The organism is Arthrobacter rhizophilus, from assembly GCF_026241105.1.
Lineage (GTDB): Bacteria > Actinomycetota > Actinomycetes > Actinomycetales > Micrococcaceae > Arthrobacter.
Genome location: NZ_JAPFFT010000029.1, coordinates 24,734 through 43,544, shown reverse-complemented (window position 1 = coordinate 43,544; position 18,811 = coordinate 24,734). Strand labels below are relative to the sequence as shown.

The window sequence follows — 18,811 nt, the reverse complement described above, 5'->3', positions numbered from 1 at the left end:
GAGGAAGGCGAGGCTTTCGGCGATGCCCTCGAAGATGTCTCCCGCGTAGTCGTCGAACTCCACGACACCCACTTCCAAACCAGGGACCGCATTGATAGCTCCCCAGATGTCCATTTGCCCCTGGCCCGCGGGCAACTGGGCAAGAAGGTCCATATTCACTGGACCGTCTTTGATGTGAAGTGCCACAACTCTGGCGCCCAGCCGCTTCAGGAGTTCCACGGGATCCTGGCCTCCAACGGCAGCCCAGTAGGTGTCGACTTCCAGGACCAGTTCCGGATCCAGCAGGCCTTCGAAGTACTCCAGGGCGGTCTGGCCCTCGATGCTGGACTCCAGCTCCCAGGCGTGGTTGTGGTAGCCGACGCGGATGCCGTATTCGGCGCCCTTCTTCGCGGCGGCGTTGAGCTTTGCGGCGGTGGCCTGGATGTCCTCGGCGTTCTGCCAGTGCTCGGCAGGCAGGTACGGATCGATGACCGTACTGATTCCCAGTTCCTTCGCTGCGGCGAAGATCTCATCCTGGTCCTGGCTCAGCAGCGGCGCATGGCCGGACGGAGCAGAAACGCCGTAGTCGACAAAAGCACGGGCGAACTCATCAGCGCGGGCAACAAAGTCATAGGGCTCAATCCGGTTATAACCGATCTCTGCAAGGCGCCGGATCGTGCCGGGGAGATCGTCTTCGACAGCGCTGCGTACGGTGTAGAGCTGGACAGAATAGTTCATTGCGGCGAATTCCTTTGATTTGGAGGGCATGTGGATGCAGCTTGCGCGCTGGTGCTTGAGAGGAAGTCGGAGAGGAGATCGACATGACACAAGGGTTACTTATGAACGATGAGTAAAGCCTAAGGGAACCTTTTGGTTATTGGCAAGCAAAAGATGGCCGATCCTCGATGCATCTTAGATTTACGTGTACGAGCGTACGCATCGGTGTGGGAGTGAGGGCGACCCGTCTGGTATCGAGGCGAGGAGAATATGATCACTGCCAGCTTTCATTTGAAATCTGATCTAGCTATTCTATGAGGGAACATAAGTGATCGCTGAGCAAAGTCCGCATAGTGTGCTGCTCAACCGAACTATCTATTCCTAATTGAGAGGCAGGCTAAGACCATGGCCGTGCAGTCAAACGATGTGCTGATCTTCGATCTCTTCGGAGTGATCGCCAAAGATCAAAATCAAGAAGGTAGGGAGGCGCTATTGGCTACCGGAGCCGTCTCGGAGGAGGAGTTTTGGGCGGCGTACTGGAACCAGCGTCCGCCATATGATCGCGGAGAGGTCACCGGCACCCAGTACTGGACCGACGTTTCTGGCCAATTGGCTACGAGCTTCGATCCGGACCGGATTAGGCAACTCATAGAGCACGACATCGCCAGCTGGTCGCTCGTCGATGATCAGATGATCGCTCTGCTTGAGGACCTGTCCAGGACCCGACGTCTCGCGTTGCTCTCCGACATTCCCCAGGAGCTGGGAGAACACTTTCAGCGAAGGCACCGGTGGCTCAACCTGTTTGAAGTCCGAGGACTCTCTTATCAGATCGGATTTGCGAAACCTGAACGGGAAACGTTCGAGTGGTGTATCCGTGAGCTCGGGATTGAACCCCACCGAGCCCTCTTTATCGACGACAGAGAGGAAAACATCCGATCTGCCCAGGAAGCAGGACTCCGCGGCCACTTGTTTACATCGTGCGAAGCGCTCAGCCAGACATTGGAAGCGAATGGAACCCGATGGCGGCGATCTCTCCGATGACGGCTGGTCCCGTGGCGTCAGACGAGCTGAGGGGTCGGGCGGGTCATTCTTTAGTACAGTTGTACACATGGCGGCCGAGTATTTCCGAGACGACCCCCGGAGCAACCACGAACGGATGCTCGCGGGCGATCTCTACATCTCCGATGATCCGCAGATCGTCGCTAGACAGCAGCGCGCTATTCGCCTGGCCGGGGCATATGCCTCTGCCTACGCTCAGGACATAGATGCGGCCCAGTCGTTCATACATGAGCTCATCGGATTCCTGGCCGAAGGTGCCCATATAAGGCCACCAATATTCGTCGACTACGGATCTAACATCAGCATCGGTGAGGGCACCTTTATTAACTACAATCTCACTGCTCTTGACGTGGCCACGATTTCAATTGGAAGCCATTGCCAGATTGGCCCGAACGTCCAACTGCTGACGCCGACCCACCCCGTGGCGGCTCAACCCCGAAGAGACAAGTTGGAATCGGCCAAGCCGATAGTCATCGGAGACAACGTGTGGTTGGGCGGGGGAGTCATCGTGCTTCCCGGCGTAACGATTGGCGAAAACACCGTCGTCGGTGCTGGGGCAGTCGTCAGCCGCGACCTGCCTTCCAATGTCGTGGCCATGGGGATTCCGGCTAAAGTCATCAGGACCATTGAAAGCTGAGGAAAATGGCCAAACGGCGGGTTGATCCGGATCGGCGTGACCGAATCATTGAAGCGACATTGGATCTGATCGCCGCCGAAGGTGTGGCCGGCACTTCACATCGGAAAGTGGCCGCCCTTGCAGATGTCCCCTTGGGGTCCATGACCTATCACTTCGCAGGAATGGACGAACTTCTTCACGAAGCCTTCACGCGTTTTGCCACCCGTATTAGCGACCGGTTCGAGCGGCGCATGAACGAGGCCTCGACCATCGAAGCGGCCAAAGAGGCTGTCGTCGAGATGATCATGGAAGATACCTATGGCGATCGGGACGCTCTCGTTCTGACGTTGGAGCTCTACACGCTGGCGGCCCGTCAAGCGAAGTTCCGGCACCTCACTCACGATTGGATGATGCGCAGCCGCCGTGCCTTCGAAAAATACTTCGACCCGGATGTGGCCCGACAACTGGACGCGCTCGTCGAAGGACTTTCAATTCATCGGGCCTTTGAACCGCGCGACGACGACCGCGAGTTGGTTTCGAACGCTGTCGACAAGCTGCTAAGGGAAGCTCCGTCGCAGCCGGGAGCGCTATCGCCGGTGGAAGCTTCGATCACCTTTTCCGACGAAGTTCATGGGACGGCGTCCTTGCCTGCCCGTCCTTTGCGCAGATCTGGCGGTTAGTCGGCGCCGCCGCGTTGCAAGGCGAGGGCGAGCAGATCGTGGGACACACCTTCCAATGCCTTCTTCGCTTCAGCCGCTGGTAGTGAGTTGAGCTGCTTCCGCGCTCTCCGGCTGTCATGGAGGGCAACGGTTGAACAGCCACGCCGCGGGTCAGGCTGGCCCCCGGCTGGCGGGCAAAGGGGTCGTGGAACACCATCTCGTGAGGTCTGGCCGGAGGAACCGGTCCAGCCTCGTATCCACGATACGAAGTCTTCACGCCTGCTTCTTTCTTCCTCGTTATGGGAATCGATTTGGTTGAGGGTCAGGCTTGTTGCCTGCAGCCGCGGCGGGTAATTTCTAAGCTGCCGTTTGTAGATGGCTCCCACCTAGGGACTTGGTGATGGATCCCAGGGCCACGAGCCAGTGATAATTCTCGCCACCATGTCGGCCGCAAGCGGTTCTCCGTCCTTTGAGGCAACGCCTCTACGAAGAGCCAGGCCGTCCATGAGAATCTCCAGAATCTCTGCCGTTGCTGGATCGAAGTACCGTTCCAGGATTCTGGCGCTACCTTCCATCCAATTGTTCGCGATGTTGCGCAAAGCAGGTTCACGGATGACCAGGGCCTGAAGTTCGCGAGAAAGCGCCAGGTGTCGAGGGGGATCAGCGGTGGCGTCTTCGTGAATCATCGCCAAGATGACCTTGCCTGCGTCACGGTGATCTCGTGCCGATTGAAGCCGATCCTCCAGCCGGGAGAGGGACTGGCTCACAAAACGCTCGAACCCTGTTTCCAAGAGCTCATGCATGCCGCTGAAATGGTAGGTGATTGACCCGAGGGGAACATCGGCCTGGGCAGCGATCTTCCGGAAACTAGTGCCGGCCACACCGTTGTCAGAAATGACCGCGAGTACTGCGTCAATAATCCGATTCCGACGATCCGGATCAAAACGTCGGATTCGGAAGGTGCTGGCGACATCCGAACGGGCGGACCACTCCGGATCAGGGGGGAATCGGTCCGGCGGATCTTGCGCAACCATCAACTCTCCACCTTCCAAATGTGTACGCACGTACATTGTTTCCGATGCGTACGATCGTGCACTAGATTTCTTATGCGTACGATCGTACACTAAAGGAACAGAATGTGAGCAGGGCCACTTGAGGAGCCGTCCCTACTTGTGGAAAACGTCTATCGAGAGACTCTAACCAAACTTCATGCTTGAGTAAACTCGTAATCCGTGTACTCTTGCTTATAGGTGATGTGACTCTCACTCGTGACGTACTGCAAAAGTTCGTAGTCCAATGGCAGGTTCAGACTCACGCACCCGGCCCCAACAATGGCCAGAACCGAGAGGTAAATTCCAAAATGACTGTTGAGACTTCTTTGCAGATCGATGGTCCTGCAAAGTCCAGCTACGACGTCGTAATCGTCGGAAGCGGCATGGGCGGCGGTACGCTGGCCTACGCATTGAAGGACGCAGGCGTCAGCGTATTGCTCATCGAGCGCGGAGGGTTCGTTCCCCAGGAGAAACAGAACTGGGACCCGGACGCCGTGTTTGAACACGGCCGATACAAAAATGCTGAAAAGTGGTACTCCGACACGGGCGAAGCTTTCAGCCCCGGTACTTATTACTACGTCGGTGGCAATACCAAGTTCTATGGGTCCTCCTTGGTGAGGTTTCGACGCGAAGATTTTGTCGCGACCGAACACGAGGACGGTACTTCACCAGCCTGGCCGTTCACGTATGACGACATAGCCCCTTATTACTCGCGGGCCGAAAGGGTCTACAAGGTTCATGGTGACCAACACGATGATCCCACGTTGCCCCGCGACGAGCCCTTTCCTTACCCTGCGATCGGTCATGAACCTGAGGTGCAGGCTGTTGCGGATGGGCTGGCCAAACAGGGACTGACTCCGTCCAGCATTCCCTTGGGAATCGACTGGCGTCAGGGCGGTGCCTGTATCCGCTGCCGCACTTGCGACGGTTTTCCATGTCGCGTCCTGGCCAAAATGGATGCCGACGTAGCCTGTGTACGGCCTGCTCTTCAAACGGGCAATGTGGAACTGTTGACCGAGGCGTACGCCGAGAAGGTGCTCACCGACGAATCCGGCCAGACTGCCACTGGCGTACAGCTCGCCCACAACGGGAAGACCATCGTCGTCGAGGCCGGAAAAGTGGTCGTTTCTTGCGGCGCCGTCAACTCTGCGGCGCTATTGCTCCGGTCCGCCACAGACAAACACTCCAACGGCCTCGCCAACTCCTCCGGAATGGTTGGCAGGAACTACATGGTGCACAACAACAGCATCATGATCGCCTTGCACCCCAAGAGGAACAAAGTTGAGTTCCAAAAGACGCTCTACTTCAATGACTATTACCTCAAGGGCAACGCGGATTTTCCGTACCCGCTCGGTCACGTCCAGTTGATCGGCAAGCTCCAGGGCGCCATGCTCGTCGGGCAGAAGCCGCTCATCCCCAAATGGGCCTTGGAAATTGCTGCCGGCCACAGCATGGATTGGTGGCTCTTCACCGAAGATCTTCCCGATCCGGAAAACAGGGTCACCCTAAGGAACGACGAAGCTATCCGGATCAGTTGGAAGCCCAACAATGTTCGGGCACACCAGCACCTGGTCAAGGAGATGAAACGCATTCTCCACAAGATGGGCTATCCACTGATCTTCAGTGAAACCACCGAAATTGCTGTCAACTCCCACCAGGCCGGAACGATCCGGGCCGGAGATGACCCTCAGACGTCCGTCCTCGGCCCCAGCTGCCAGACCCATGATGTCAAGAACCTCTTCGTCGTCGACTCGTCATTCTTCCCCTCACTCCCAGTGATGAACCCGGCACTAACCATTGCCGCAAATGCCTTCCGTGTCGCTGAACATATCGTGCCCGGCGCAGCCCAGCGCCAGTCCGAGACACGCGCCCCAGAATTCCTACCGCTAACCCCCGTATTTACAGGAAGTAAGAACAAATGACTGATCAGCAACTGACCGGTGGACAGATGATTGTCGACTGCCTCATCCGAGAAGGTGTCGAACGCGTCTTCGCCGTCCCCGGACACGGCAACACCGCACTCTTGGACGCTTTCGTCGACCGCGCCGACGAGATCGAAGTAATCCCAGCCATGCACGAACAGGGCGCCGCCCACATGGCTGACGGGTACTACCGCGCTTCTGGCAAGATAGCCGCAGTCTGCACCTCGATCGGACCCGGGGCAACGAACACCTTGACCGGTTTGGTCACCGCCTTCGCGGACTCGCAGCCCTTCATCCTGATTACGGGCGCCGTCCACACCTACATGGAAAACCGCGGAGTACTCCAGGAAATTGACCGGCCGCACGGGAACAACTTCCCCCGCATGGCCGAACCAGTAGTCAAGCGTTGGTGGCAGCCCAGCCGCCTTGAGCAGATCCCGATGGTTATGGACCAAGCCTTCAACACGATGTACGAAGGGCGGCGCGGGCCGGTGCTGGTGGACGTGCCCCAGGACCTGCAGGCAGAATACGGCGACTACAAACGCGTACAAGGTTCCCGCCGCGCCCAGGCCCGCGCAACCGGTGACGTCAGGGCAATCGCCGCAGCCGTGGAACTCCTCAAGACTGCCAAGCGGCCGGTCATCCTTGCAGGCGGCGGCGTCATTGCCGCTGAAGCCAGCGAAGAACTCCGTGCCATCGCCGAGCGCCTCGGCGCGCCGGTGACCCACTCTTTCATGGGAAAGGGAGCCTTCCCGGCCGACCACGAACTGTACGCCTGGCCATGCGGCGACATGGGTTCCATATCCGGGAATGGCGTCACCCGGACAGCCGATGTCATCCTTGCCGTTGGCTGCCGATTCAGTGACCGCATCACGTCGTCCTACAAGGAAGGCGTCACCTTCAATATCCCGTCCATCACCAAACTCGTCCATATCGACATCGACGGATTTGAGATCGGCCGTAACTACCCTGTCGAGGTCGGAATCGTCGGCGACGCGAAGTCCTCGCTGGCCGCCATTCGAGACGCTCTGGGCGACGGACCTGACTACCACGGCACCGAGTACTTCGCCGAGCTTCAGGAACTCAAGGCACGCTGGGAAGAGCACCTGCGGCCCATGCGCGAAACCGACTACCTCCCCATGACAAATTCACGGGCAATGGTGGAAATCCGTAAGGCACTGCCCCGCGAAGGCATTCTGGTTACTGACTCGAGTAACCCCGCAAACCAGGCTTTCAACGAGTTTCCCATCTACGGACCGAAGACAAACATCGTGGCCGGTGGTATGTCGGGAATCGGCTTCGGCCTCCCCGCTGCCATCGGTGCGCAAATCGCAGTTCCAGGGACGCCCGTCTTGGCCATGGTCGGAGACGGCAGCTTCCTCCAGACAGGCACTGAGCTGTCCACCGCAGTCATGCTCGGCACACCTTTGGTCGTTGTCGTTCTGAACAACGGCGGGTGGGAAGCCATCAAGGATCTCCAGATCAGCCTGTTCGGCGCAGAACGCCGTCTCGTCACCAATTGGAGCACTCCTGACGGAAAGCCGTACTTCGCCAACATTGCCGAGTTCGCACGTTCCCTGGGCTGCACCGCAGAGCGCATTGAAGACCCCGCAAAGCTGACGGAGGCAATCGAACGTGCCTTCGCCACCGAGGGACCCGTCGTCATCGAGGCCATGAGCGCGACTGAGCTGCCGTGGACCGAGATGCACCCCACCGGTTGGTGGGACATCACCGTTCCGGCGTACCACGGCGACACCCGTGATGAATACGTCGCTCAGCGCGGGTTCTAACCAGGAGAAACATCATGGGTGACATCAAACTCGGACTCAACCTCGAATTTGCACGATACGAAAACGGCTCATTCGACTGGGCGATGGACCGCGCCGCAGAAATCGGTTACCGCTACGTCGAACCGATGGTCCACTGGGGCCGTGAGCTGCTCAGCGAAGCCGGCTATTTCCACAGCCGGTCAATGCTGGACGACCCGCTCAAGCTCAAGCAAGCAGCCGAGAGCCGGGGACTTCATCTTTCCTCCCTCTCAAGCCATGCCCCACTTGCCAAACCCGACATCGCCGTTGACTACCTCAAACAGTCCATCCGATACGCGGCCGAATGCGGGGCACCAATGATCATGGTCGACGACGGCCCCATGCCGCCGTGGACCACCGAAAAGGAGAACTTCACCCTGATGAAGTACACACTCCAGGAGGCAGCCCTCGTGGCCGAACCGCGCGGGATCGCCATTGCGATCGAAACCCACGGACCCTACACGGCCACGCCGGCCGGGTTGGACCGCCTCATGAAACTGATCGACTCGCCGGCCCTGACAATCAATCTAGACACGGGAAACAGCTACCTGAGCGGAAACGATCCCCATGCGTGGCTAGAAGACATCGTCTCCAACGTCACCCACATGCACGCCAAAGATATCTCAGTCGAAGACGCCAAGAAATACCGAGGCAAAGTCCGCGGGATGCTCGGCTGCGCCTGCGGAGAAGGGGTCATCGACTGGGAACGGATCGTGCGGACCCTCGCGGACGCTGACCACGATGTGGTCCTCTCGGTCGAATGCGGCTCACTGGATGCGGCGGTAAAAAGCCACAGCTACCTCAGCGAGCTGATCTCAAAAGTGCGCACCTAGCAGAAATCAGTTGCGCATCCGGGGCCGTCCGAATCCGGCGATGGTCGGCCCCGGAACCAGATGTCAACGCGAGGGCGGGAAACCACGGACAACGATGACCACTCCCGCCCCTGTCCACACCAGCAAATAAGGAGAAGCCATGAAGAATATACTCCCCCCCACCGCCATGTCTCGTCGCGGTTTCCTTGCCCTCACGGGGGCGGTTACCCTTACCGCTTCCGTTAGCGCCTGCGCCGTCGGCGGCGTAAACGCTTCGGCGAGCGGCGGTAGTACGGTCAAGTTCTGGGACATGCCGTGGGGCGACAAAAACTACGCCGATGCGGCCCAAAGCTTGGCGCAGGCGTACAAGCCCGGTGATGGCATGCCGGGCGTGTCGTACCAGCAGGTCAACTGGGACGGGTTTAACCAGACGTTCTCCTCTGCCATCGCCTCCAACACGGGACCGGCTGTTTCCACCGGTGGCGGCTTCCAGGCGTTCCAGTTCGCGAAGCAGGGTGCCATCGCCTATGCCGACAACCTCATCGATTCCTTCAAGAAGGACGGCACCTACGACGACTTTCTCCCGCACACACTGGATGCGATGAAGACCTCCGATGGTTACGTGGGCATCCCGTGGAACCTCGACGTCCAAGTGTTCTGGTACCGCAAGTCGATCCTGGACCAGATCGGAGCAACGCCGCCGCAGTCCTGGGATGATGTGTTGGACGTGGCAAAGAAGGCTTCTGCCAAGGGTTATCTCGGTTTCGGTATCAGCGGTGGCAGCGGCAACTACGGACCCATGGCCGTGCTGAGCCTGATGATCAACAATGGCGGTGGCCTCTTCAACTCCAATGGCGACCTCGACGTCGTCAATGACCGCAACGCGGAGGCAGTTGATTTCCTCACCGAGCTAGTCAAGCAGGGTGCCGTCGATCCGGGCTCCGTGAGCATGAAGGACGACGATCTCACCACTCTCTGGACGAACAAGAAGGTAGCCCTTGGATTCCAAAGCCCGGCATTCAACAACGTCGTCGGCGACGAGAAGGACGTCCTCGTGACGGACCCCCTCAAATCCCGCCGCGGCGAAGTCGGGGGGCTCTACTACGTGAACAACATCATGATGTACAAGAACACGCCGTCCCAGGCCGGGTCTGAAGCGTTCACCTCGTACTACATCAAGAACATGAAGACGCTCTGGCAGAAAGGCGTCATGCAGGGCCTGCCCGCCCTGAAGTCCATCACGGAGCTCCCGGAATTCAAAGCAAACGCACAGAACACGGCGGTCGTCGAGAAATGGCAGCCCATTTGCAAGACCACCGCGGCCCAATCGAGCGCCCTCACCGCCAAGCTCGCGACCATCGACGGTGGTCAGGCGATGACGGACTTCTGCCAGACCGTCCTCGCCGGAAAGACCCCGTCCAAGACCATCCTGACCAAGCTTGAGAGCGACATCAAGGCCGCCATCTCCTAGCGAAGCAATAGCGAAAGCCGTCATACATCATGAGCACCTCCGTTCGCCGCACTGAACTACCCTTGACGGTGAGGACGCCGACCCACGAACCGCGAAACCGCCGCCGAAGGAGCAGTCCCGGCCGCGCGCCTGCAACCAAGCTCTTTCTGATCTTGCCGTCAGTCGTCATACTCATCCTCACGAACGCGTACCCGATCGCCTACGCCGCCTTTCAGGCCCTGCATAACGGGAGCCTGATCTCACCAGGGGAATTTGTCGGCGTCGACAACTTCGCGAAAGTCCTGGCCGATCCTGCCTTCTGGCGGGCAGCGGGATTTACCGCTGTCTTCGCGGTCGCGGGCGTCTTTGGAAGCTGGATCATCGGGATCGCAATCGCTCTCCTGCTCCGCACCCGGATTCCAGCCAAAGGGCTACTGAAGACAATTCTCCTGCTTCCGTGGGTTGTGCCGATTGTCGTCTCGGCCATGTCCTGGAATTGGCTCATAGGAACGAGTTCCAGCCCTGTCCCGACGATCATCCACGCGTTGGGATTCGGGGACGCCATTTTCCTCTCCGATCCGCTTGGCGCCCAGATCACGGTCTGCCTCTTCGAGATCTGGGTCAATTTCCCGTTCATGATGCTCATGATGAGCGCGGCTCTGAGCTCCGTAGATGAAAGTATCTACGAAGCCGCCAAGATAGACGGCGCCAGCGCCCGGCAACAGTTCCGTTACATGACACTTCCTATCATCGCGAAACCCACGTACATCTCCTGGGTCTTGATGGCGATCTTCTGCGTCAACGACTTCCCGACCGTGTATCTCCTCACCCACGGCGGCCCGGTCGGCGCGACGAACACCCTGGTTGTTCTGGCCTACAAGACCGTATTCCAGAACTTCCAGACAGGCCCGGGCGTTGCCATCGCCTTCCTCATGACCCTTGCGTTGGCCATCGTGGCCGTGCTGCTCTTCCGACAGATCCGAAAGTCGACCTCACAATGACCACTTCTACACTCAGAACCAAGATCGCAACCCCCCGGCGGTCCGTCGAAGCAGGAAGCCGCGGGCAATGGCTGCGCTTTGCGATCCTTGTCGCACTAGCGGCATTCGCCCTCATCCCCATTGCGGGAACCGTTGGCCTCTCCCTCCGGGCGAACAATGGGACCGGCTCCCTAACCCTGGACAACTTCGCCAGAGTGCTGAGTAGCAGCGGCACGGTCGCCTGGCTCGTCAACAGTCTCCAGGTCGCATTGGCGACAGTCGTGGTGTCAGTAGCAGTCGCGGCACCGGCCGGCTATGTCCTATCGCGAGGGAGGGGCCGGCTTGTCGGAGGCTATTCCCTCCTGCTCTTCGTCGTACAGGCCTTGCCTGTGATCACGTCCGTGATTCCGTTGTTCATCCTCTTCTCCCACATCGGCCTGGCCGACAACCTTGTCGGGATCACGATTTTGTATGTCGCGAGTTCCATGTCTGTGGCAACCTGGATGATGGCCTCCTACATGGACGGGATCCCTGGGAGCCTCGAAGAGGCGGCATGGATTGATGGAGCATCGGTGTTCAAAGGGTTCCTTCACATCGTGCTCCGGAACTCACTGCCAGGTGTACTCTCGACCGCCATCTTTACCTTCCTGATGGCTTGGAACGACTATCTTGTCGCATCGATCTTCCTCCGCTCGGCAGGAACCTTCACGCTCCCGATCGGCGTCCAGACCTTCTTTCAACAGCATTCGACCGACTGGGGATCAGTTATGGCGGTTGCCGTCATCATGCTGCTGCCACCCACGATCATCTTCGCGACGCTGAACAAGTTCTTCAGCGTCGGAGGTGTCGCGGGATCATTGGCAGGTCAGTAGAAGTTCGCGGCACTATTTCGCGGACGCGGGACAGGTGACACACGGCCCGCGCCACGTTCCTACAAAGTTTGCCTATGTCCGACGGCGAAGTGGCCGGCATCCGGGAGATGCCGGCCACTTCTAATTCTGAAACCGATATCGGCGGGGGAGAAGTACGGACCTCGGCTCGACGGACTCTGTGGTCAGTGATTTTCGGTCAGAAACGCTTCGATGTCGTGCGCGCCGTCGAGTATTTCGGCGGTGCCATGGTCCGACGTCTGGTGGTCAATAAGGGCTGAATGTGCCAAACGGGCCATCTCTTTGGTCGGGGGGGAGAGAAGCTGGCCGTGTCTCTTGATGAGTGCCAGAGTGTCGAACATTGGCTCAGCCAAGGCGACGGCTTGCAGCCCGCGCGGGAAGACCTCGGACTCAAGGGAAGCCCTGCAGGCGATGGTGTCACCGAATCCGTCGGCAGCCAGTGACAGTGCGGCTGACAGATATTCGACTTCGATGCCTGCATTAAGCGATAAACCACGCAGCCGAGCCCGGGCAGAGAGCTGCTTTCGGGCCGGATCTGTCTGGGCGTAGTGAGCGTCGTAGAGGATCAGTGGAGCGCTGCAGATTGCGGCGATATCCGGGGGTGTCTGGACACGCTCCGGAACGGCACTGACGTAGACCACCTCATCCCGGGCCAGGGGGAGTACGTCCAGCCGGTCGTCATCAATCGGCAAAGTGACCAGGCCCGCTTCAAGATGTCCCGAAACGACGTCACTGACTGTTTCGGCACTATTCTGCCCCACGAGACGGATACGTACATTCGGGTGTTTCTCGCGAAAGCGCTTGGCCAGATCCTGACGGATGTAGAACTCTGCATTTCGCAGGAGCCCGAACGTTGCGGTACCACCGCCCAGGGACAGTAGCGCGTTCACTGCTTCGGTGCCTTGCTTGGCGGAGAAAATGGTCTGCTCCGCGTAAGGCAGCAGTTCCTCCCCGGCCGCCGTGAGCACGAGCGCCCGGCCACTGCGGTTGAACAGTGGCACGCCAAACTCTGATTCCAACCGGCGGATGAGGTCCGACACTGCCGGCTGGCTCATGCCCAATTCGACGGCGGCAGCCGTGAAAGTCAGTCCGCTGGCTGCTGCCACAAATGCTTCAAGTTGGGCCAAGGTCATAAGTCAATCCTATAGCTCATGGGTAGATGATGCTCTATCGCTCCTTGGCGGAGATGCCACCGCCGGCGATTGCCTGTGGATGAAGTAGCCGGCCCAGGAGTTCCGGGTCGAGGAGTTCCTTGTCCAACACGAGATCAACAACGGCTCTGCCAGTGCGCAGCGCTTCAGCGGCAATCTCGCCGGACATGTGATAGCCCAGATAGGGGCTTAGAGCCGTGACGATGCCAATGCTTCGAGCGACATGGTCTTGAAGTGTTTGTTCGTTGGCTGTGATTCCGTCGATGCAAGCGTCCGCGAGCGTGTTTGCCGCTATCCGGAGGTGGTTGATGCTTCGAAACAGGCTCGAGGCTATGATCGGCTCGAAGGCGTTCAGTTGCAGCTGTCCGGCTTCCGCTGCGAGGGATATCGTTACGTCGGCGCCGATGATCTCAAATGCCACTTGATTGACCAGTTCAGGGATGACCGGGTTCACTTTCCCGGGCATGATGCTGGAACCGGCTTGTCGAGCGGGAAGATTGATCTCGCCGAACCCGGCGCGAGGTCCGGAAGACAGGAGGCGAAGGTCGTTGCTGATCTTGGACAACTTCACGGCTGACCTCTTCACAGCGGCGGAAATCAGAACGAAGACGCCGCAGTCCTGAGTAGCTTCTACAAGGTCGGGGCTGGTTGTCAGGGGCAATCCTGTGACCGCCTCAAGGTGTTCTCGAACTATCGACGCGTAGCGGGGATGTGTGTTCAATCCGGTACCGATCGCCGTCGCCCCGAGGTTGATTTCGTGCAAATGCACTGCCGCCTCTGTCAGCCGTGCAACATCCTCGCTGATGGTGACGGCATAGCTTCTGAACTCCTGGCCCAATGTCATGGGTACCGCGTCCTGCAGTTGCGTTCGCCCCATCTTCACAATGTGGTCGAACTCCTGCGCCTTTCGTTCACATGCTGCCTGAAACTTCTCGAGTGCACCGACGAGGCCATGGCAGCCGTGGATAGTGGCAAGTTTCAGGGCGGTTGGGTAGACGTCGTTTGTAGACTGGCCCATGTTGACGTGTTCGTTGGGGCTGATGAGACCATATGAGCCTCTTGGTTCGTTAAGGTGCTCCAACGCGCGATTGGCGATGACCTCGTTGGCGTTCATGTTTGTTGAGGTTCCGGCGCCTCCCTGGATCAGGGGAACGGGAAACTGGTCGTGGAACTCGCCCGATCGCAAGTCCCGGCAAGCGGCAACGATGGCGGTGCCCACGTTCCGATCCAGCAATCCGAGTTCCATATTGGCTTTTGCTGCCGATTCCTTGACTGCCGCGATGGCACTGACGAGGCCGGGAGCGCTGCCTACCGTTTCCCCGCCCAGTTGGAAGTTCTCCACCGCCCTGAGCGTGTGGATTCCCCAATACGCCTCAGCGGGAACCTCGCGGACACCCAGCAAGTCTCGCTCCGCGCGCGTTCGCTGTTCCTGATCCATGATCCGTCACCTAACTCCGGGGGTGGCTGTTACTGGCCGCCACGAGTCCAGGGCCGAACATGCCAAGCCTGAAGCGGTCGCGCGTCCATATATAAGTTAACCTTTTGAAAAATAAACTAAGACTAGCATTTACTTTTACTCAATGCTAACATTTGGTACACAGAGGATAAGGAAAAGCTTGTCACTCTGTCCCAAACCAAAGTGTAATGCTATGGTTTTGTGGTTTCCAAGTAACGAGGAGCACACGCACTACCTGCGCTCTGGCTCCAGCAACGAAAGAGAAAACCATTGCGCACTTCCCTCAAGAATGCTGACGTCACCATCTCGGACCCCACCTCGTCTTCAGGCGTGAGGGAAACGGTCGAAACGGTCATCGCGGACGTTCGCGAACGCGGCGACGAAGCCGTTCGGTCCTACTCCGAGAAGTTTGACAAGTGGTCCCCCAAATCATTCCTCCTCTCCCAGGATGAGATTGATGCCGCCATCGCCCGACTCCCGGAGCAGACGGTTGAAGACATCAAGACTGTCCAGCGCAACGTCGAAAGGTTCGCCCGGCTGCAGCTTGATTCATTGACAGAGTTCGAAGCGGAAGTCGAGCCAGGCGTCATCCTCGGCCAGAAGAACATTCCGATCGACGCCGTAGGTGCCTACGTTCCGGGCGGTCGTTACCCGCTTCTGGCCTCAGCCCATATGACGATCGTGACCGCAAAGGTTGCCGGCGTCCGCAGGGTTGCCGCCGCCACTCCGGCGGCTGGGGGAGTAGTCCCCGACGCCTCGATTGCAGCCATGCACTTCGCAGGAGCAGACGAAATCTACTTGCTCGGCGGGGTGCAGGCTGTCGCCGCCCTGGCCGTCGGCACCGAGACCATCGCGCCTGTGGATTTTCTTGCCGGCCCCGGGAACGCCTACGTCGCGGAGGCCAAGCGGCAGCTGTTCGGTGAAGTTGGCATCGATCTCTTCGCGGGCCCCACCGAAGTTCTCATCGTCGCAGACGAGACGGCCGATCCGTTCTTGATCGCTGTTGACTTGCTCAGCCAGGCCGAACACGGTCCTGACTCTCCTGCGATCCTTGTCACGACTTCGCAAGCGGTCGGACAACAGGTGCTCGAAGAAATCGACCGTCAACTGCTTGGCTTGTCGACCCGTGCAGTCGCAGAAGTGGCTTGGCGCGACCACGGCCAGGTGATTCTGGTCGATGGCCTCACCGAGGCGTACGCCGTCGCCGACGAATTTGCCAGCGAGCATGTGCAGATCCTGACGGCCAACCCCCGCGAAGCACTGGACAGCATGATCAACTATGGAGCGCTGTTCCTGGGCGAAAATACGTGTGTCTCTTTCGGTGACAAGGTCATCGGCACCAACCATGTTCTACCGACGCGCCATGCCGCCCGGTACACCGGTGGACTGTGGGTTGGGAAATACATCAAGACCGTGACCTACCAGGAAATAACTTCGGTCGCCGCCAGTGCCGAACTTGGCGAACTACTGGGTAGAGCGGCCCGGGCGGAGAACTTCGAAGGCCATGCACGCTCCGGTGACATCAGGGCCGCGCGCCTTGCGGGAGAACGGCCGGCCTGGGCTTCCTAGCCCTATGGCGGTGGAGCGCGAACCGCACGCGCTCCACCGCCCGATTCGGGGAAGAGATGGTCTAGTGCGGACACTTTCGCCTAGGCTAACGGCCGCATCAAAGTCTGGAAGGGACGAGGACACCTGCAAATGAACACTCCGGAATCCATGAACCGTGAATCAGCCGAAGAACCGAGCGAGGACCAGGCCGCGACTGCAGCCTTGTCTGAGATTACCTACGATGAGCAGTTCTATCCTGCCCGCCCCCGTCAGCTTCGTCCCAAGGCCCGCCGTCGCCAAACACTGGATGAAGGCCGACCGCCGTTTGACCCGGACGCGCGGAACGCCGTCTATGTTGAGTGGCTGAGAAACCAATCCATGCTCGGCGACGCAGACGCCATGTCAAGGCAGCTGTCCGGCCAGGCGAGCATGTGGCAAAAGCCGTTCGCGCATCCAAGCCCCCGCTCAGCCCTGGACAGGGCGTCGGTATGGTTCACCGCGTATCCCCTGTCCTTCATTACAGCTCCCGGGCAATCGTTCCTAGGTGCACTGGCGCAACCCAGTCTTTGGGATGCGTTCCAGGAAATCGGCATACATGCCCTGCACACGGGTCCCGTGAAGCGCGCCGGGGGAATCACCGGCTGGGACTACACGGCCAGTGTGGACGGACACTTCGACCGAATCAGCATGGCCATCGATCCGTCCTTCGGGACCGAAGAAGAATTCCGAGCAATGTGTCAGGCCGCCACTGATCACGGCGCAACGATCGTTGACGATATCGTTCCCGGGCATACGGGCATGGGCTCGGACTTTCGCCTGGCAGAAATGAACTACAAAGACTATCCCGGGATTTACCACATGATCCATATCCCGGAGTCAGACTGGCATCTGCTCCCGGACGTCCCCGAAGGCAAAGACTCGGTCAACATCAGCATCGACGCCGAAAGGGCACTCCAAGAGGCCGGCTACATCATCGGCCAACTGCAGCGCGTGATCTTTTACGAACCCGACATCAAAGAAACGAACTGGAGCGCCACGCGGGCGGTTTCCGGCACGGACGGCACGATGCGCCGGTGGGTCTACTTGCACTATTTCAAAGCCGGACAGCCGTCCATCAACTGGTTGGACCCGACTTTTGCAGGCATGCGCCTTGTGATCGGCGACGCGCTCCACTCACTGGTGGATCTTGGAACGGGAGCCTTAAGGCTGGACGCGAACGGATTCCTCGGCGTAGAGAAGAGCGCGGAGGAACTTCCGGGCTGGTCAGAGGGGCACCCCTTGTCCCAGGCCGCGAACCAGCTCATCGCGAGCATGGTGCGAAAGGTCGGGGGCTTCACATTCCAGGAGCTCAACCTCACCATCGACGATATAAAGGAAACGTCCGTAAACGGACCCGATCTCTCCTACGACTTCGTGACCAGGCCTGCCTACCACCACGCACTTGTCACTGGAAATACAGAGTTCCTTCGCCTAACCCTCCGGCTGGCAATGGAGGCCGGCGTCGATCAGGCCTCCCTGGTCCACGGGCTGCAGAACCACGACGAACTGACCTATGAACTCGTCCATTTCACCACCCGGCATAAGGGCGAGACCTTCAACCTCTTCGGCCAGAACCTCACCGGCGCCGGCGTCGCTGAACGGATCCAGAATGATCTCCGGGACGGCCTGACGGGAGAATCCGCGCCGTACAACCTGCCGTTCACCACCAACGGCATCGCATGCACCACCGCAAGTGTCATCACGGCCGCACTGGGCATACGGGACCTCGAATCCATGACTGCCGAGCAGGTGTTTGAGGTCCGCGACGTGCACCTGCTCTTATCGATGTACAACGCGCTACAGCCCGGGGTTTTTGCGCTCTCAGGCTGGGACCTCTGCGGGGTTGTTTCCGTGGACGTCGACAAAGTGGCTCAACTAGTGTCCACGGGCGACACCAGATGGATCAACCGCGGTGCGCACGACTTGATGGGGGTCAACCCCGGCGCTGCCGAGTCGTCCTCCGGCCTGCCCAAGGGGAGGAGTTTGTATGGGACGCTTTCGGAGCAGATGAAGGACGAAGCGTCTTTTGCACGAAAGTTGTCCGCCGTTCTAACTAAACGGGAAGAGCTCCAGCTTGCAAAAGGCGAACTCATCGATGTCCCTGACGTTTCGCACCCAGGGATGCTCGTCATGGTTCAGCGGCTTCCCTCGGACGCCATGGCGGTCACTGTCCTGAACTTCAGCGGCGAAGACATTTCCGGAACGGTCAACTCGACACTTCTGACCCCCGGCGCCGAGATAACCGATGCCTTCACTGGAGAGACTCTCAATTCAGTGGACGACCTCCACAGTTTCTACTTCGATGTCCCCGCCTACGCGGGAAGCCTCCTTGTACTTCGAGAACCCGCACCAAAAGGCGGCGAAGAAGTTGAGTGAGAAAACCGGGCACTTCGGTAGCCGGTGCAAGGTGTGAAGGCGGGGTACAAGAAGGAAGAGGGCCACATGGGCACAAGCATTCTACGGCACCGCCGTCGTGATGCAGCGTCACCTCCGCACTGGCTTGAGACTGCCAGACTCTGGTGGTCACGCAGGGGCAACGGGAATCAGATCGGAGAGCCAGCCCATTGCCCTCCGTCAACGATGCTTCCCAGCGGCAGCCTGTTCAGCACCATCTATGCGGGACGCCGCACCCAATTTTCAGGCACCAAATCGGAATGAGCGGCAGGGGCTTGC

15 protein-coding genes are annotated in these 18,811 nt (G+C 59.1%); 11 read left to right on the top strand and 4 right to left on the bottom strand.

The features are described 5' to 3' along the window. Window positions 1-717: sugar phosphate isomerase/epimerase family protein (locus OOZ51_RS18815; protein ID WP_265981291.1), on the bottom strand; the 717-nt coding region annotated here is incomplete at its 3' end. A 384-nt stretch (window positions 718-1,101) separates the two neighbouring features. Here OOZ51_RS18815 and OOZ51_RS18810 point away from each other — a divergent pair. The 3 genes from OOZ51_RS18810 to OOZ51_RS18800 all read left to right on the top strand — a co-directional run bounded on the left by OOZ51_RS18810 (window position 1,102) and on the right by OOZ51_RS18800 (window position 3,051). Beyond that, the gene (locus OOZ51_RS18810; RefSeq protein ID WP_265981290.1) at window positions 1,102-1,737 is read left to right on the top strand and encodes an HAD-IA family hydrolase; all 636 of its coding nucleotides are present in this window, start codon (window positions 1,102-1,104) and stop codon (window positions 1,735-1,737) included. A 67-nt stretch (window positions 1,738-1,804) separates the two neighbouring features. After that, on the top strand, window positions 1,805-2,392 hold the full coding sequence (locus OOZ51_RS18805; protein WP_265981294.1) for a sugar O-acetyltransferase: 588 nt from the start codon (window positions 1,805-1,807) through the stop codon (window positions 2,390-2,392). Between the two features lie 5 nt (window positions 2,393-2,397). Then, window positions 2,398-3,051 carry a TetR/AcrR family transcriptional regulator gene (locus OOZ51_RS18800; RefSeq protein ID WP_265981289.1) on the top strand — a complete coding sequence of 218 codons (654 nt, stop codon included), beginning with the start codon at window positions 2,398-2,400 and terminating at the stop codon, window positions 3,049-3,051. A gap of 365 nt (window positions 3,052-3,416) precedes the next feature. Here the strand turns inward: OOZ51_RS18800 and OOZ51_RS18795 are convergent, their stop codons facing one another. Continuing rightward, complete coding sequence (locus OOZ51_RS18795; RefSeq protein WP_265981288.1) at window positions 3,417-4,064, bottom strand: TetR/AcrR family transcriptional regulator; 648 nt, start codon at window positions 4,062-4,064, stop codon at window positions 3,417-3,419. 326 nt (window positions 4,065-4,390) lie between these two features. On the opposite strand from OOZ51_RS18795, the gene OOZ51_RS18790 reads away from it, so the two are divergent. The 6 genes from OOZ51_RS18790 (at window position 4,391) to OOZ51_RS18765 (ending at window position 11,926) form a co-directional block, all read left to right on the top strand. Then, the gene (locus OOZ51_RS18790; RefSeq protein WP_265981287.1) at window positions 4,391-6,004 is read left to right on the top strand and encodes a GMC family oxidoreductase; all 1,614 of its coding nucleotides are present in this window, start codon (window positions 4,391-4,393) and stop codon (window positions 6,002-6,004) included. Further along, window positions 6,001-7,794, top strand: coding sequence for a thiamine pyrophosphate-binding protein (locus OOZ51_RS18785; RefSeq protein ID WP_265981286.1), 1,794 nt, complete (start codon window positions 6,001-6,003; stop codon window positions 7,792-7,794). The genes OOZ51_RS18790 and OOZ51_RS18785 overlap by 4 nt, the downstream gene beginning before the upstream one ends. Before the next feature lie 14 nt (window positions 7,795-7,808). Next, on the top strand, window positions 7,809-8,645 hold the full coding sequence (locus OOZ51_RS18780; RefSeq protein ID WP_265981285.1) for a sugar phosphate isomerase/epimerase family protein: 837 nt from the start codon (window positions 7,809-7,811) through the stop codon (window positions 8,643-8,645). Window positions 8,646-8,784: 139 nt separating this feature from the next. Beyond that, entirely contained in the window at window positions 8,785-10,095 is a 1,311-nt protein-coding gene (locus tag OOZ51_RS18775; protein ID WP_265981284.1) for an ABC transporter substrate-binding protein, read from the top strand. A gap of 29 nt (window positions 10,096-10,124) precedes the next feature. Next, window positions 10,125-11,075 carry a carbohydrate ABC transporter permease gene (locus OOZ51_RS18770; RefSeq protein WP_234753627.1) on the top strand — a complete coding sequence of 317 codons (951 nt, stop codon included), beginning with the start codon at window positions 10,125-10,127 and terminating at the stop codon, window positions 11,073-11,075. After that, entirely contained in the window at window positions 11,072-11,926 is an 855-nt protein-coding gene (locus OOZ51_RS18765; RefSeq protein WP_265981283.1) for a carbohydrate ABC transporter permease, read from the top strand. Before OOZ51_RS18770 ends, OOZ51_RS18765 begins: the two co-directional genes overlap by 4 nt. A gap of 182 nt (window positions 11,927-12,108) precedes the next feature. Here the strand turns inward: OOZ51_RS18765 and OOZ51_RS18760 are convergent, their stop codons facing one another. Together OOZ51_RS18760 and OOZ51_RS18755 are read right to left on the bottom strand one after the other, a co-directional pair. Further along, the gene (locus tag OOZ51_RS18760) at window positions 12,109-13,077 is read right to left on the bottom strand and encodes a LysR family transcriptional regulator (protein WP_265981282.1); all 969 of its coding nucleotides are present in this window, start codon (window positions 13,075-13,077) and stop codon (window positions 12,109-12,111) included. Window positions 13,078-13,111: 34 nt separating this feature from the next. Next, window positions 13,112-14,533: an aspartate ammonia-lyase gene (locus OOZ51_RS18755; RefSeq protein ID WP_265981281.1), complete on the bottom strand. Its 1,422-nt coding sequence runs from the start codon at window positions 14,531-14,533 to the stop codon at window positions 13,112-13,114. Between the two features lie 288 nt (window positions 14,534-14,821). Here OOZ51_RS18755 and hisD point away from each other — a divergent pair, with 288 nt between their 5' ends. Both hisD and treS read left to right on the top strand, forming a co-directional pair. Next, complete coding sequence (hisD, locus tag OOZ51_RS18750; RefSeq protein ID WP_265981280.1) at window positions 14,822-16,120, top strand: histidinol dehydrogenase; 1,299 nt, start codon at window positions 14,822-14,824, stop codon at window positions 16,118-16,120. 129 nt (window positions 16,121-16,249) lie between these two features. Next, on the top strand, window positions 16,250-18,514 hold the full coding sequence (gene treS, locus OOZ51_RS18745) for a maltose alpha-D-glucosyltransferase (RefSeq protein ID WP_416346412.1): 2,265 nt from the start codon (window positions 16,250-16,252) through the stop codon (window positions 18,512-18,514). Window positions 18,515-18,811 lie beyond the last annotated feature (297 nt).